The sequence below is a fragment of the Pseudomonas sp. genome (assembly GCF_002796985.1).
GTDB lineage: Bacteria > Pseudomonadota > Gammaproteobacteria > Pseudomonadales > Pseudomonadaceae > Pseudomonas.
Map to the genome: position 1 here is coordinate 1,279,078 of NZ_PEKX01000007.1, position 14,033 is coordinate 1,293,110.

A 14,033-nucleotide genomic window follows, 5' to 3' on the forward strand; every position below is an offset into this window, starting at 1 on the left:
CAGCTGTCATCAGGGTAATGGGGCGGTCAGCGAGCTGACAGCGTCGGTATCGCAGACTGACGGCGTGTTCATTTTCCAGCGTCCTCAAGGAGTCCGCCATGCACCTGATCATCTCCACGCTGTTTGCCGTGCTGTTGTTCCCCGTCGCGCCGGCGTTGGCCGATGGGGGAGGGGACATCACCTTCCAGCGTATGCAGGAACAAGCCGCCACGGCACGCCAGGCCTGCTGAACTCGATTCATCGTGCTGCCTCTTGCCCGCCCTCCGGCGGGCTTTTTTTCGCCCCCTTTATACCCCGCGACGGGCGGGCGAGCGCCAAGCTGACAGCGTTGTAATCTTCCCGACAGGTAACCCTCAGCCGCCGACAGCGACCATGGCCACAGTCCCCTGAAGGAGAACCGCCATGTCCCTGCGTCATCTGTTTCAAGCTTCCGTCCTCGGCCTCGCCGCCGCCATCAGCCTGCCGGCCCTGGCCGATGCCGGGCACGCCTACGACTTCGGCAAGCCGGCCAAGGCCGCCCAGGCCACCCGCACCGTGGAGATCAAGCTGGGCGAGATGTTCTTCGAGCCCGAAAGCATCGACGTGAAGCCGGGCGAGACCGTGCGTTTCGTCATCCACAACACCGGCAGCCTGCTGCACGAATTCAACCTGGGCAGCGCCGCCATGCACGCCGGCCACCAGAAGGAGATGCAGCAGATGATGGACTCCGGGATGCTCACTCCCACCGGCATGCAGCACGACATGAGCCAGATGGATCATTCGAAAATGGGCCACGGCGACAAGCCGATGGGCCAGATGATGAAGCATGACGACCCCAACAGCGTGCTGGTGGAGCCGGGCAAGACCGCCGAACTGACCTGGACCTTCAGCAAGGCCACCAGCCTGGAGTTCGCCTGCAACATTCCGGGGCACTACCAGGCCGGCATGGTCGGCAAACTCACCGTCAAGCCTTGAGCGCGCCAAGATGATCCGCGCAAGGGAATGGGCTCTGGGGGCGCTGCTGCTGGCACCGTTGGCGGTGCAGGCGGGCGTGTATGACCTGACGATTGGCGAGGGCGAGCTGAAACTGTCCGACGGCGCCCGCAAGGCGCTCACGGTGAATGGCCAGACGCCGGCACCGGAACTGCGCTTCAAGGAGGGCGAAGACGTCGAGCTGCGCGTCACCAACACCCTCGATCGCGACACCTCGCTGCACTGGCACGGGCTGATCCTGCCCTATACCCAGGACGGCGTGCCGGGCATCAGCTTCCCCGGTATCAAGCCCGGCGAGACCTTCACCTACCGCTTTACGGTGAAGCAGTCCGGCACCTACTGGTACCACGCCCACAGCGACTTCCAGGAGATCGAAGGGCTCTACGGCCCGCTGGTGATCGAGCCGAAGGCGCGCGAGCCGTACCGCTACGACCGCGAGTACACCCTGTTGCTGGCCGACTGGCACGACACGAAACCGGAAACCGTGTTCGCCAACCTGAAGAAGCAGAGCGACTACTACAACCGCAACCAGCGCACCCTGGGCGACTTCATCGCCGACTCCAGCGCCAATGGCTTCATGGCGACCCTGCGTGACCGCCTGGACTGGGGCGGCATGCGCATGACACCGACGGACATCGCCGACATCGCCGGCTTCCGTTTCCTGGTCAACGGCCAGGACACGGAGCAGAACTGGACCGGCCTGTTCAAGCCCGGCGAGCGGGTGCGCCTGCGCATCATCAACGGCTCGGGCATGAGCTACTTCGACCTGCGCATTCCCGGCCTGAAAATGACGGTGGTGCAGGCCGACGGCAACGACGTGCAGCCGGTGACGGTGGACGAGTTGCGCATCGCCGTGGCCGAGACCTACGACGTGATAGTCCAGCCGCAGGAAGACCGTGCCTACACCTTCTTCGCCGAAGCCATGGACCGCAGCGGCTACGCCCGCGCCACCCTGACACCGCGTGCCGGGTTGCAGGCCGAGGTGCCGACGCTGCGCGAACGGCCGCTGCTGACCATGGCCGACATGGGCATGAGCCACGAAGGTATGGATCACGGCGGTATGGCGATGGCGGGGCAGGGCGCCGACGCTGGCGCCGGGGACATGGCTGGCATGGATCACTCCAGCATGGCCGGCATGGACCATTCACAGATGGCGGGTATGGATCACTCGGCCATGGCCGCGCCGAAGTCCGACTACGCGCCGGGTAGCGGGCTGACGCCGCAGCCGGCCGAGCCAGGCAACCGCCTGCTGGTCTATGCGGACCTCAAGGCCATGCGCCCCTACGCTGACTACCGTGCGCCGGATCGCACCATCGAGTTCCGCCTGACCGGCAACATGGAGCGCTACTTCTGGTCCATCGACGGCAAGAAGTACTCCGAGGCCGAGCCGATCCGCCTGACCTACGGCGAGCGGGTGCGCATCCGCTTCGTCAACGACACCATGATGACCCACCCCATGCACCTGCACGGCATGTGGATGCAACTGGACAAGGGCAACGGCCGCTTCAACCCGCTCAAACATGTGGTCAGCGTGGCGCCGGGCAGCACCCTGGATGTCGATGTGCCTGCCGATGCGCTGGGCGAGTGGGCCTTCCACTGCCACCTGATCTACCACATGGCCGCCGGCATGATGCGCAAGGTCATCGTCGAGCCGGCCCCCGCCAGCGCCAGCCTCTGAGGAACCGCCATGAAACGCATAGCAACGGTGGCCTGCGCGGCGACCCTGGGCCTGGCCTTGCCCGCCGAAAGTGCCGAGATGGACGACATGCCCATGGGCTCGCTGCTGATCCAGCGCCTGGAAAGCCGCTTCCACGGCAACGACCAGGCCCTGGGCTGGGAAGCCCAGGGCTGGTACGGCACCGATTACCAGAAATTGCGCCTGAAGCTGGAGGGCGAGCGCGACGCCGGCGGCCCGACCACCGATAACGAAGTGCAGCTGCTTTACCAGCGCATGGTCGCGGACTTCTGGGACTGGCAGGTGGGTGTGCGCCACGACGACCAGCCGGGACCGTCGCGCAGTTATGCGGTGCTGGGTATCCAGGGCCTGGCGCCGCAGTGGTTCGAGGTGGACGCCAACCTGTTTCTCAGCGAGCGCGGCGACCCGTCCCTGCGCCTGGAGACCGAGTACGAGCTGCTGCTGACCCAGCGGCTGATCCTGGAGCCGTCGCTGGAGTACAACCTGGCGCTGGCCGATGACCGCGACATCGGCGTGGGTGCCGGTGGCAGCGAACTGGAGGCGGGCCTGCGCCTGCGCTACGAAGTGCGCCGGGAGTTCGCGCCGTACTTCGGTTATGTCTGGAGCAAGACCTACGGCCGCAGCGGCGACATCGCCCGCGCGGAGGGCGAGGACGACGAGGAAGGCTACTGGGTCGCCGGTGTGCGGATGTGGTTCTGACGCCTCTGCTGCTCTTCGTAGGAGCGAGCTTGCTCGCGAACCGCCCAAGCATCGGCGTCGCGGGGAAACCCGTTCGCGAGCAAGCTCGCTCCTACAGGTTTGGCATCCAGCTCGTCCGCGAGCTGCTGAAAGGGGCGGCGGACTTGTATACACTCGCCGCCTCGCGCCACCACCCGTATCGCCGATCCAGCAGGTCCCTACATGCAGCACCCCGCCGAACACTCGCCGCTGGGCAAATCCAGCGAATACGTCTCCACCTACGCGCCGGAGCTGCTGTTCCCGATCGCCCGCAGCACCAAGTGGGCGGAGCTGGGCCTGACCGCCCAGACTCTGCCGTACCAGGGCGTGGACCTGTGGAACTGCTACGAGCTGTCCTGGCTGACCGCCTCGGGCAAGCCGGTGGTCGCCATTGGCGAGTTCTCGATCCCGGCGCAGTCGCCGAACATCATCGAGTCCAAGTCCTTCAAGCTCTACCTCAACTCGCTGAACCAGAGCGCCTTCGACAGCGCTGACGCCGTGCGCACGGTGATGGAGCGCGACCTGTCTGCTGCCGCTGGCGCGCCGGTGGGCGTGCGTGTGCGCGGTCTGGACGAAGTGGCGAGCGAGGGTGTGGCCGTCATCGACGGCACCTGCGTCGACGACCTGGACGTCGCGGTGGAGAGCTACGACCACCCACGCCCGGAACTGCTGCGCTGCGACGACACCCGCCGCGTCGACGAAGTGCTCTACAGCCACCTGCTCAAATCCAACTGCCCGGTCACCGGCCAGCCGGACTGGGGCACATTGGTCGTGGAATACACTGGCCCGGCGCTGGATGCCGCGAGCCTGCTGGCCTACGTCGTGTCCTTCCGTCAGCACCAGGACTTCCACGAGCAGTGCGTCGAGCGCATCTACCTCGACCTGCAACGCCTGCTGCAACCGACCCGCCTGACCGTTTATGCGCGCTATGTGCGTCGTGGCGGCCTGGACATCAACCCCTATCGCAGCAGTGAAACCGTGCAGCCGGACAATCGCCGGCTGGTGCGCCAGTAACGGTCGGCGCGGCTGTAAAACGCGGATACGAAAAACCCGGCCTTGGCCGGGTTTTTCATGTCGGGAGAGCCTGTCCGGGAATCAGATCCCCATGTTCGCCAGGCTCTGCACGATGGAGCGCAGTGTGCCGGCCAGCGTCGGATGGCTCGCCTCGAAGCGCTCCACGGCCAGGTTGACGTTGTCCATCAGGGTCTCGTCGGCCAGCGCCTCTTCGTTGGCCAACTGCAACTCGATGTCCTTGATCAGGGCTTGCAGCGAGGCGCGCTCCTCCTCGTTCAGCGGCGGCTGGCGTTCCAGCTGCTCGCGCAGGGCCTGGAGTTCTTCCTGGAGACGTTGGGTCGGCATGGTGGTGTCCTTCTGCGGTACGTACGCCAAGATGGACCTCGCCACGCGGGGAAAAGGTCCATCGCCATGCCCTTGAGCTTAACTCGCCGCGCGCACCCTTGCCTGATGCCGATCAACACGCAGGAGACGTCCGAGCAGGGGGAAGTAGTGCTCCAGCTCCGGTGTGCGCATGGCCGGGTCCTTGCCCAGGTCGTCCAGCCGACGCAGGGTCAGCGCGTCCTGGGAGAAAGGTGCCGTGAGGAAGGCACTGGCGCCGTGCTCGTCGAACGGCCCGCCCTGCAGTGCCAGACTCTGCCGCGAAGCCCAGGAAAGGCCGGCGTGGTAGGCCGGGTCCACCGCGCAGAGGTAACGTTTGGCGGCGACGTGCAGGCGGATCGGCTGCCAGACGGAGTCAGGTAGCAGCTCGCGCAACAGGTTGGCGCCGAACTCCTCATGGCGCTGGTCCTGATCGTCGATCAGTTGCGGGTCTTCGTAGAGGTGGCCGATGTCGTGGAGCAGGGCGGCGATCACCAGGCTATCGGAGCAGCCGGCGCGCTCGGCCAGGGTGGCACATTGCAGTGCGTGCTCGGCCTGGCTGACGGCCTCGCCGTAGGGTTCGGCGCCGTGGCTGGCGAAGCGCTCGGCCAGTTCGTCGAGGAAGCGGTGGCGCTCGTGCTTCATGGCTTTTCTCCTTTCAGGCGGCGACCGGCGATGTCCTGCAGGCAGGAATCCAGCTCGCCCAGATGATCGATCACCGAGTGCACGCCGAGGCGATACAGGCCCAGCGTTGCCTGGGCGCGCAGGCGGTCACGGTCGAGGTTGCCGAGGGCGTCCCAGTCCCCCGGCGCGTGGCCGCAAAGGGGGCCGCTGGCGGCCAGGCCGATGGTCCACAGGCCGGCGTTGAGGCCCGCCTGGAGCAGGCGGGGCTGGCCGCTGACCAGCACGCAGCCGTCCAGAGATTGACTGCCAAGCTGCATCAGTGCGTGCCAGCAGGAGTCCGGCGCTGGCCACTGGCGGCCGGCGATCGCCAGACCGCTGGCGAGGTGGTCGTCAAAGGCGGCAGCCAGGTGGATTGTGGTGTCGCTGGGTAGCTCGTCGAGCCAGGCGCAGGGCACGCCGCGCTGGTGCAATGCCTGCAGTGCGTCCAAAGCACCAGGGGTGGCCTCGGCGTGGTCCTGGGCGGCGGCGTCCAAGGCGGACAGGAAGCGGTTGCGCTCCTGGGGATCGGCGCAGCGGCCCAGGGCAAGGTCCAGGGCATCCAGCGGGGGCAGGGCGAGGGCGCTGGTCAGGCGCTCAGGCGGGCAATCGGGGCAGGTGCGTTGCAGGGCAACCGGCAGCGTCCTTGCGCCGAAGTCCACCAGGTCGCCCGACAGTCCGAACAGCAGGGTCGTGAAGCGCGGAAGGTCGGCGGTCGCGGGCATGGTGAGCTTTTCTGATGATTGGTCTAGGCCAGGCTAGCGGGGCAATGTGACGGTCCGATGAAGTCCGCCGCCTTGCCGTTATAATCGCCGCGCCCTTTTGCGGAAGATGCCCATGCCGGCCGAGCCCATGCCTCATTACCTGCGCATCCGCGACCAGCTCGCGCAGGACCTCGCCAACGCCACCCTGAGCCAGCGCCTGCCCGCCGAGCGTGAGTTGGCCGAGCGCTTTGGCTGCACCCGCGTGACCCTGCGCGAGGCTTTGCAGCAGTTGGAGACCGAAGGCGTGCTGTACCGCGAGAACCGCCGTGGCTGGTTCGTCTCGCCGCCGCGCATCCGCTACAACCCGACCCGCACCACGGGCTTCATGGATTACGTCGAGGCCCAGGGCCGCGTGCCGCGTACCGAAGTCCTGGCCGCCGAACGCCGCGCCGCCGGGCCGGCATTGGCGCGGCGCATGGGGCTGGCGGAAGATGCTGAGGTGTTCCACATCCTGCGCCGGCGCTGGGTCGACGAGCGCCCGGTGATGCTGGAGGAAATCAATCTGGATGCGAGCTGGTGCCCTGGCCTGCTCGATCACGGGCTGGATACTTCGCTCACCCGCGTGTTGCGCGAACAGCTGGGGCTAAGCCTGTCGCGCTCCGAGCTGGCCATGCACTCTACGGCGCTGGTGGAGGCACGGGCCACGCCGTTGCAGCTCACGCCGGGTTCGCCGGGCCTCTACGTGGAACGCGCCAGCCATGTCGAAGACGGCCGGCTGGTGGAGTGGGATCAGGAGTTCTGGCGCTCCGATGCGCTGGAAATTGTCATCGACGCACGGTATCCGGACTGAAGTGGCACTATGCTTTCTGCTGCAAGCAAGCGAAACGGCAATCCACGACCTTAAATCGAAGTTCTGCGATATCGGTCCGGGTCTGCAAACTCGTTTCGTCTCTATATAATCTGCCCGCATAGCGGGGCCGCCCAGGCTGGCCCGAAAGACATTTACTGGAGAATTCCCGATGCGCCAACCAGGCGTCCAATGGACGAAACGCTGCTTCAGCCTGCTCGCCGCCGCCGGCATTGCCATGGTCCCGTTCGTGGCCCAGGCCGCCAGCGAAGATGACCCGTGGGAAAGCGTCAACCGCCCGATCTTCACCTTCAACGACACCCTGGACACCTATGCGCTCAAGCCACTGGCCCAGGGGTACCAGTACATCACCCCGAACGTGGTGCAGGACGGCGTGCACAACTTCTTCGGCAACCTCGGTGACGTGAAGAACCTGGTCAACGACCTGCTGCAACTGAAATTCCAGAATGCCGGCGTCGATACCAGCCGCCTGCTGTTCAACACCACCTTCGGCCTGGCTGGGTTCATCGACGTGGCCACCCACATGGGCCTGCGCCGCAACGACGAAGACTTCGGTCAGACCCTCGGCCACTACGGCGTGGGCAGCGGCCCCTACGTGATGCTGCCGCTGCTGGGCCCGAGCACCCTGCGCGATGCGCCGTCGCTGATCCCGGACTCCTTCACCGAACCGTACCCGTACATCGACAACGTGCCGGTGCGTAACAGCCTGCGCGGCGTGGATGTGGTGGACACCCGCGCCGACCTGCTGAAGTCCGAGAAGCTCATCAGCGGCGACAAATACACCTTCATCCGCAACGCTTACCTGCAGAACCGCGAGTTCAAGGTCAAGGACGGCGAAGTCGAAGATGACTTCTGATCGGCCCTGAACGCAAACCTGCTTCTGTCCTCCAGCCCGCGCCATTGGCGGCGTGGGCTGCGCCTGCTTGAACCCTTGAGCGGATGGGAGTAGTGTCTGCGCCTTGTCGCGACCCACCCGCGCTGCTGTTCCCTAGAATGAGCGCCAAACCACAACCCCGGCGCCGTTTGCCTGGATGACCCATGCACAAAGCCAGTGCCTCGCTGCTGATCATCGATGACGACGACGTCGTCCGCGAAAGCCTCGCCGCCTACCTGGAAGACAGCGGATTCAAGGTCACACAGGCCACCAACGGTCTGGAAGGCCTGAAAGTCTTCGAGCACCAACTTCCCGATCTGGTGATCTGCGATCTGCGCATGCCGCAGATGGACGGCCTAGAGCTGATCCGTCGTGTCAGCGAGATGGCGGTGGAAACCCCCGTGATCGTGCTGTCCGGTGCCGGCGTCATGAGCGATGCCGTGGAGGCCTTGCGCCTGGGCGCCGCCGACTACCTGATCAAACCGCTGGAAGACCTCGCCGTCCTGGAGCATTCGGTTCGCCGCGCCCTGGATCGCGCCTTCCTGCGCTCGGAAAACCGCCGCTACCGCGAGAAGCTGGAAACCGCCAACCGCGAACTGCAGGCCAGCCTGAACCTGCTCCAGGAAGACCAGAACGCCGGTCGCCAGGTGCAGATGAACATGCTGCCGGAGACACCGTGGGAGTCCGAGGGGCTGGTGTTTTCCCACCAGATCATCCCGTCGTTGTATCTCTCCGGGGATTTCGTCGACTACTTCCGTGTGGATGCTCGCCGCATTGGCTTCTACCTGGCCGACGTTTCCGGCCACGGTGCTTCATCCGCCTTCGTCACGGTGCTGCTGAAGTTCATGACCACGCGGCTGCTGTACGAGTCAAAGCGCAACGACATGTTGCCGGAGTTCAAGCCGTCGGACGTCCTCGGTCATATCAACCGCGGGCTGATCAACTGCAACCTGGGCAAGCACGTCACCATGCTCGGTGGCGTGATCGACCTGGAAACCGACCGTCTGACCTACAGCATCGGCGGTCACCTGCCGTTGCCTGTGCTCTACGTCAACGGCGAAGCCCGTTACCTGGAAGGCCGCGGCCTGCCGGTGGGGCTGTTCGACGAAGCGACTTACGAGGATCATGTCCTTGATCTTCCCAAGTCCTTCAGCCTTTCCCTGTTCTCGGACGGCATTCTCGACGTGCTGCCGGGAGCTACGCTGAAGGAGAAGGAGACGGCCCTGCCCGAGCAGGTCGTCGCTGCCGGCGGAACTCTGGATGGCCTGCGCCAAGTCTTCGGACTGGCCAAGTTGTCCGAGATGCCGGATGATATTGCATTGCTGGTGTTGAGCAGGAACCTTGCATGAGTACCGGTAAAATCCAGTTCGCCGAGCAGGATGGCTCATTTGTCCTGAAGTTCGTGGGCGAAGTCCGACTGACCCTGTGTTCGGCGCTGGATGCCACCATTGAAAAAATCTTCGCCGCGTTGAATTTCTCGGCGATCATCATCGATCTCACGGAAACCCGGAGTATCGACAGCACGACGCTCGGCTTGCTGGCGAAGTTGTCGATTCTTTCGCGGCAAAAGGTCGGTCTGTTGCCCACGCTGGTCACCACCAACGCGGACATCACCCGGCTGCTGCAGTCGATGGGCTTCGATCAGGTGTTCAACATCGTCGATCGCCCCATTCCGTGTTCGGATTGCCTGACCGATCTGCCTCCCCAGGACCAGTCCGAGGAGGTGGTGCGCGGCAAGGTGCTCGAAGCCCACCGTATCCTGATGGGCTTGAACGAGACCAACCGCGAGGCCTTCCACGATCTGGTGAGTGCCCTCGAGCGCCACTGATTCGATGATCTGAAATGCAAACCGGCGCCCTGGGGCGCCGGTTTGCATTGGCTTGTCTGAAGCTTTTAGCGGCTGGTGAGCAGCGCCTCGAGCTTTTCCTGGTCGCGGGCGAACAGGCGGATGCCTTCGGCGAGCTTTTCGGTACCCATGGCGTCTTCGTTCATCTGCCAGCGGAAGGCGCTTTCGTCGAGCACCTGGCGAGCTTCCCCGCCGCCTGGCAGCAGTGCGCGTGGCAGTTCGCCCTGGGCGTCGGCCAACTGTTGCAGTAGGTCCGGGCTGATGGTCAGGCGGTCGCAGCCGGCGAGTTGCTCGATCTGGCCGAGGTTGCGGAAGCTGGCACCCATCACCACCGTCTCGTAGCCGTTGGCTTTGTAGTAACGGTAGATGCGCGAGACGGACTGCACGCCCGGATCTTCCGCCCCCAGGTAATCGCGGTTGTTGGCCTTCTTGTACCAGTCGTAGATGCGCCCGACGAAGGGCGAGATCAGGAACACGCCGGCGTCGGCGCAGGCGGCGGCCTGGGCGAAGGAGAACAGCAGGGTCAGGTTGGTCTGGATGCCTTCGCGCTCCAGTTGTTCGGCGGCGCGGATGCCTTCCCAGGTGGAGGCGATCTTGATCAGCACGCGATCGCGGCCGATGCCCTGCTGGTCGTACAGCTCGATCAGGCGGTGGGCGCGCTGCAGCGTGGCTTCGGTGTCGAAAGACAGGCGGGCGTCCACTTCGGTGGAGATGCGCCCCGGAATCACGCCGAGGATGTCCTTGCCGACAGCGACAGCGAAGCGGTCGCACGCCAGGCCGGCATCACCCTGCGCACCTTCGGTGGCGCGCGCCAGGTGCTCGCTGTAGCGGGGCAGGGCGGCGGCCTTCAGCAGCAGCGACGGGTTAGTGGTGGCATCCACCGGCTTCAGGCGGGCAATGGCGTCGAAATCGCCGGTGTCGGCGACAACCGTGGTGTACTGCTTGAGTTGTTCCAGCTTGGAGGTCATGGCGCGTCTTCCGTAGAGAGTGCATCGACCTTACCCGAGGCCGATGCGCCACTCAACGGGACTCAGTGACCGCTGAGAAGTTCTCCGGCCTGATCGAGCAGCGCCAGCGAGTCCTTGGTCTTGTGAACGTCCACCGAAAGCAGCTGGCGGAAGCGCCGCGCGCCGGGAAAACCCTGGGCCAGGCCAAGGACATGGCGGGTCACATGGTGCATGGCGCCGCCTTCGGCTATGTGCCGCTCGATGTACGGGCGCATGCGAGCCAGAGCCTCGGCGCGGGTGATGGCAGGGTTTTCCGAGCCGTACAGCGCGGCGTCCACCTGGGCCAACAGGTAGGGGTTGTGATACGCCTCGCGGCCAAGCATCACGCCATCGAACACCTGCAGGTGCTCGCGGCATTCCTCAAGCGTCTTGATGCCGCCATTGAGGATGATCTCCAGTTCCGGGAAATCACGTTTGACCTGTGCGGCGATGTCGTAGCGCAGCGGCGGGATTTCGCGGTTTTCCTTGGGCGACAGGCCTTCGAGGATGGCAATGCGCGCGTGCACGGTGAAGCTGCGGCAGCCGGCGTCGCGCACCTGGCCGACGAAGTCGCAGAGCTCTTCGTAGCTGTCGCGGCCGTTGATGCCGATGCGGTGCTTGACCGTCACCGGGATCGATACCGCGTCGCGCATGGCCTTCACACAATCCGCCACCAGCGCCGGATGGCCCATCAGGCAGGCGCCGATCATGTTGTTCTGCACGCGGTCGCTGGGGCAGCCGACGTTCAGGTTCACCTCGTCGTAGCCGGCTTGCTCGGCCAACTTCGCCGCCGCCGCCAGGTCTGCGGGATTGCTGCCACCCAACTGCAGCGCCAGCGGATGCTCGCACTCGTCGTGGCGCAGGAAGCGCGCGGCGTCGCCGTGCAGCAGGGCGCCGGTGGTGACCATCTCCGTGTAGAGCAGGGCGTGGCCGGAAAGCTGGCGCAGGAAGTACCGACAATGGCGGTCAGTCCAATCCATCATCGGCGCCACGGAGAAGCGGCGGGAGGGCTCGGGGCGGGTGGTGGCGGTCGGTGCGGCAGTGGTCATGGTTACGTCGTATCTGGCTTCGCAGGAGGGCGCCAAATCGATCGCGCCCACGGAAAGGGCGGAGATTTTACCGAGGTTGCCGGCCTCGCGCACGGAAACCGGCGAACGGCCCGCCGCTGGCTTGACCTGGCAAGGCGGTCAGCCGGGACGCAACTGCTACCCTCTGGGTTGCTGACAGAAGGATCTCACTCGATGAAAGCCCTATTGGTGACACTGCCGTTGATCCTGCTGGTCGCCTGTTCCTCGCCGGGCAGGTTGAAGGAGGAGGCGCCGGCATTGCGGCTGGAGAGCGGCAAGTCGCCGTCGGCCTACATGACCTGTCTGCTGCCGAAATGGCAGGCCATCCGCTCCTCGGCGACGGTGAAGGAAATCCGTTTCGGCTACCGGCTGCTGGTGCCGGCTGCCTCGGGCGATACCGCCGAGGTGCTGCTGGAGGCAACGGCGGCGGACAGGGGCAGCGATGTGCTGCTCTATCGCCGCAATTCACCGAGCCCAGACGATGCGATCACCCTGGCGGCACGCGGCTGCCGTTAGCGACTCAAGCAGCGGCGCGTCTACCACTAAGGAACGATAGCCGCCGCGCCAACCTGGCGGCCTAATGGCTCTGACAAGAATAATCGGGCTCCCCGACAGCGCGCCTGCGCTGTACAGCGGTCGGGCCCGCCAGAAGAGAGCTGTTGCCATGGATATCGCGCGTCCGCGTATCGTCCTCATCCTTACCCTGCAGACTTGTGGCCTGGTGCTGCTGTTCATCGCCCAGGCGCTGGGTGGCTGGCCGCTGTCGTTATGCCTGCTGCTCGCCGCCGCGCTGCTCTGGGGGCCGTGGTTCATCCGCCGGGGCGCGATACCGGCCAGTGCGCTGGCGGTGCTGCCGGACGTCGCCGAGCTGACCCGCGAGCTGTCCCAGGGCACCAGCCGCAACGCGCTGTCCGCCGCCGGGGTGTCGTACTCGGTGCAGCGGCTGGTGGAAAAACTCGAGTCCCAGGTCGTTGCCGCTGAACAGATCGTCGGCAGCGCCGAGGTGATGATCCACACCGAGCGCGCCACATCGAACCTGGCCCGGCAGGCGAAGGAAGCGGCGACCCTGGCGCGCGCGGGCAGTGATGCCGGGCGCGGGGAGCTGCAAGCGGCCATCGACGGCATGCACCAACTCAGTCAGCGCGCCAGCGCCAGCCGTGCGTTGATCGAGACGCTGAATGCGCGCAGCGAGGACATTCAGCGCGTCACCCAGGTAATCCAGTCCATTGCCAGCCAGACCAACCTGCTGGCGCTCAATGCGGCCATCGAGGCGGCGCGGGCCGGGGAGCACGGTCGAGGCTTCGCCGTGGTTGCCGAAGAGGTTCGCGGGCTGGCCGGGCGCACCGCCGAGGCCACCGGCGAGGTCGGGCAGATGGTCGAGGATATCCAGCGCCAGACCGGCGAGGTGGTGGAGCAGATTCGCCAGCTCACCGATGACCTGGGCCTGGGCGTCAGCCAGGTGGAAAGCACCGGCCGCCAGTTGCAGGATATCGCCGGGCTGGCCGCCATCGTGGAAACGCAGATCACCGAGATTGCCGAGGGCGCCGAGATCAACCGCAATCAGTTGGACAGCCTGTTCGCCGCCGTCGAGCAGGTGCGCGGCGACCTGCGCGCCAGCGACGAGCAGACCCATCGCCTGGCCGATGCGGCGATGCAGCTGGAGAGCCAGGCGGAAACCATCAGCGAGCGTCTGGCCGAAGTGGCGCTGGATGACTATCACCAGCGCGCCTACGACCTCGCCCGTGCCGGCGCCCAGGCCATCGGTGCGAAGTTCGAGTCGGATGTGGAGAGCGGTCGGATCGGCTTCGACGACCTGTTCGACCGCGACTACCAGCCGATGCCCGGCACGCGCCCGCAGAAGTACCGTACGCGCTTCGACCGCTATACCGACGAAGTGCTGCCACGCATCCAGGAAGACCTGTTGCAGCGCCATGAAGGGCTGGTGTTCGCCATCGCCTGCACTGCTGAAGGCTACGTGCCGACGCACAACCAGGCGTTCAGCCATTCGCTATCTGGCGACTTGCAGGTGGACATGCTCAAGAGCCGCAGCAAGCGCCTGTTCAATGACCGCACCGGCGTGCGCTGCGGTAGCCACAACCAGCCGATGCTGCTGCAGACCTACTGCCGCGATACCGGCGAGCTGATGCACGACCTCTCGGTGCCGATCTACGTGGGTGGGCGCCAGTGGGGTGGGCTGCGTTTGGGCTACCGACCGGAAGCCTGAATCCCGAAGCCGAATCGCAGGCGAAAAAAAGCCGCGAAGGAGTTG

At 65.5% G+C, this 14,033-nt stretch carries 16 protein-coding genes; 11 read left to right on the forward strand and 5 right to left on the reverse strand.

The annotated features are described in order from the left end of the window. The first annotated feature begins 98 nt into the window (after positions 1-98). The 5 genes from CTR55_RS11740 to queF all read left to right on the forward strand — a co-directional run bounded on the left by CTR55_RS11740 (position 99) and on the right by queF (position 4,399). Positions 99-230 carry a co-regulatory protein PtrA N-terminal domain-containing protein gene (locus CTR55_RS11740; protein WP_296286256.1) on the forward strand — a complete coding sequence of 44 codons (132 nt, stop codon included), beginning with the start codon at positions 99-101 and terminating at the stop codon, positions 228-230. 172 nt (positions 231-402) lie between these two features. Continuing rightward, complete coding sequence (locus tag CTR55_RS11745; RefSeq protein WP_296286258.1) at positions 403-954, forward strand: cupredoxin family protein; 552 nt, start codon at positions 403-405, stop codon at positions 952-954. A gap of 10 nt (positions 955-964) precedes the next feature. Then, a complete protein-coding gene (locus CTR55_RS11750; protein WP_296286260.1) occupies positions 965-2,650 on the forward strand; it encodes a copper resistance system multicopper oxidase in 1,686 nt (561 codons plus the stop codon). Positions 2,651-2,659: 9 nt separating this feature from the next. Then, positions 2,660-3,367, forward strand: a complete 708-nt coding sequence (locus CTR55_RS11755; RefSeq protein ID WP_296286262.1) for a copper resistance protein B — start codon at positions 2,660-2,662, stop codon at positions 3,365-3,367. A 201-nt stretch (positions 3,368-3,568) separates the two neighbouring features. Beyond that, positions 3,569-4,399 (forward strand): NADPH-dependent 7-cyano-7-deazaguanine reductase QueF, encoded by an 831-nt coding sequence (gene queF / locus CTR55_RS11760; RefSeq protein WP_296286264.1) that lies wholly within the window; start codon positions 3,569-3,571, stop codon positions 4,397-4,399. A gap of 81 nt (positions 4,400-4,480) precedes the next feature. Here the strand turns inward: queF and CTR55_RS11765 are convergent, their stop codons facing one another. The 3 genes from CTR55_RS11765 to CTR55_RS11775 all read right to left on the reverse strand — a co-directional run bounded on the left by CTR55_RS11765 (position 4,481) and on the right by CTR55_RS11775 (position 6,144). Then, positions 4,481-4,744 (reverse strand): DUF4404 family protein, encoded by a 264-nt coding sequence (locus CTR55_RS11765; protein ID WP_205336445.1) that lies wholly within the window; start codon positions 4,742-4,744, stop codon positions 4,481-4,483. Between the two features lie 78 nt (positions 4,745-4,822). Next, positions 4,823-5,404, reverse strand: a complete 582-nt coding sequence (locus tag CTR55_RS11770) for a phosphonate degradation HD-domain oxygenase (protein WP_296286268.1) — start codon at positions 5,402-5,404, stop codon at positions 4,823-4,825. After that, positions 5,401-6,144 carry an HAD family phosphatase gene (locus CTR55_RS11775; RefSeq protein ID WP_296286270.1) on the reverse strand — a complete coding sequence of 248 codons (744 nt, stop codon included), beginning with the start codon at positions 6,142-6,144 and terminating at the stop codon, positions 5,401-5,403. Before CTR55_RS11775 ends, CTR55_RS11770 begins: the two co-directional genes overlap by 4 nt. Before the next feature lie 112 nt (positions 6,145-6,256). On the opposite strand from CTR55_RS11775, the gene CTR55_RS11780 reads away from it, so the two are divergent. From CTR55_RS11780 to rssC, 4 genes are all read left to right on the forward strand, one after another. Then, complete coding sequence (locus CTR55_RS11780; RefSeq protein WP_296286272.1) at positions 6,257-6,973, forward strand: UTRA domain-containing protein; 717 nt, start codon at positions 6,257-6,259, stop codon at positions 6,971-6,973. Between the two features lie 169 nt (positions 6,974-7,142). Beyond that, positions 7,143-7,847 carry a VacJ family lipoprotein gene (locus tag CTR55_RS11785; protein WP_296286273.1) on the forward strand — a complete coding sequence of 235 codons (705 nt, stop codon included), beginning with the start codon at positions 7,143-7,145 and terminating at the stop codon, positions 7,845-7,847. Between the two features lie 182 nt (positions 7,848-8,029). Then, entirely contained in the window at positions 8,030-9,214 is a 1,185-nt protein-coding gene (gene rssB, locus CTR55_RS11790; RefSeq protein WP_296286274.1) for a two-component system response regulator RssB, read from the forward strand. Continuing rightward, on the forward strand, positions 9,211-9,693 hold the full coding sequence (rssC, locus tag CTR55_RS11795; protein ID WP_296286275.1) for an anti-sigma factor antagonist RssC: 483 nt from the start codon (positions 9,211-9,213) through the stop codon (positions 9,691-9,693). Before rssB ends, rssC begins: the two co-directional genes overlap by 4 nt. 65 nt (positions 9,694-9,758) lie before the next feature. On the opposite strand, the gene tal is transcribed toward rssC, so the two are convergent. Together tal and dusA are read right to left on the reverse strand one after the other, a co-directional pair. Then, positions 9,759-10,679, reverse strand: a complete 921-nt coding sequence (tal, locus tag CTR55_RS11800) for a transaldolase (RefSeq protein ID WP_296286277.1) — start codon at positions 10,677-10,679, stop codon at positions 9,759-9,761. A gap of 62 nt (positions 10,680-10,741) precedes the next feature. Then, a complete protein-coding gene (gene dusA / locus CTR55_RS11805; protein WP_296286279.1) occupies positions 10,742-11,746 on the reverse strand; it encodes a tRNA dihydrouridine(20/20a) synthase DusA in 1,005 nt (334 codons plus the stop codon). Between the two features lie 192 nt (positions 11,747-11,938). Here dusA and CTR55_RS11810 point away from each other — a divergent pair, with 192 nt between their 5' ends. Both CTR55_RS11810 and CTR55_RS11815 read left to right on the forward strand, forming a co-directional pair. After that, positions 11,939-12,280: a hypothetical protein gene (locus tag CTR55_RS11810; protein WP_296286281.1), complete on the forward strand. Its 342-nt coding sequence runs from the start codon at positions 11,939-11,941 to the stop codon at positions 12,278-12,280. Positions 12,281-12,428: 148 nt separating this feature from the next. After that, positions 12,429-13,988, forward strand: coding sequence for a methyl-accepting chemotaxis protein (locus CTR55_RS11815; RefSeq protein ID WP_296286282.1), 1,560 nt, complete (start codon positions 12,429-12,431; stop codon positions 13,986-13,988). Positions 13,989-14,033 lie beyond the last annotated feature (45 nt).